This is a genomic window from Cobetia sp. BL01 (assembly GCF_056493605.1).
In genome coordinates this window covers 1-687 of the sequence record NZ_JBVBEE010000027.1, presented here as the reverse complement: position 1 = coordinate 687, position 687 = coordinate 1, and the positions used below count along the sequence as shown (strand labels likewise).

Genomic DNA, 687 nt, shown 5'->3' with positions numbered 1-687 from the left:
ATTGAACCGCCCCTGCAGCCCAGCTGCAGGGGCGGTTCTCTTTGTGCGTAGGAAAAAGTGGTGCTTGGAGAGGTGGTGCACAGAAAAATGGCGCACTGGAATGTGATACCAGAATCTTGATGATCTTCGACGTGCCAAGTGAACGTACAAGTCTTCATACGCTTCGAGTGGGGAGGGCGCACGGTCCTGGTGGTGCTCACACCGCATGGGTAAAGATATTGTCTCGTTCCAGGTCGGTAATGGGGTGTGGAAAACTTTCATTGAGCGGCTCATGTCAGGTTATCCACACCCCTTTTTTCCAGGTGTGACTCTCGGGAATCATCAGAGCGATCGATCAGGCCCGCTTCTTTACCATGATGTCGTCCTGAATCGTGACGGCCGAAAGCGCCGAACACTGCATGGCTGGATGCTTTTTGAAGAAAGCGCTTGCACTTGCAGAGGTGAATGCGTAAAGTACGCATCCGCTGCCGGGGACGCATGGCGTTACCAGCGGTAAAAGAGGTTTGCAGGTGATTGTTTTGTTTGATGTTTTTGAAGTCCGCTTCCAAATCATCGATTGACAATTCCGGGCGATTCGCTAGAATACGCCGCACTCCTTACGGAACAGGTGATCGGGCAACGCCCCTCACCACTGGATGATGCTTAGAGGCAGTCGATTGACTCATCATCAAGTGCTTGACTTTTCAA

1 protein-coding gene is annotated in these 687 nt (G+C 51.8%); it reads right to left on the bottom strand.

Features of this window, described 5'->3' with window-relative positions; genetic code table 11:
- Nucleotides 1-269 precede the first annotated feature (269 nt).
- Nucleotides 270-563, bottom strand: a complete 294-nt coding sequence (locus ACZYGA_RS16955; protein WP_479399728.1) for a hypothetical protein — start codon at nucleotides 561-563, stop codon at nucleotides 270-272.
- Nucleotides 564-687: the final 124 nt, after the last annotated feature.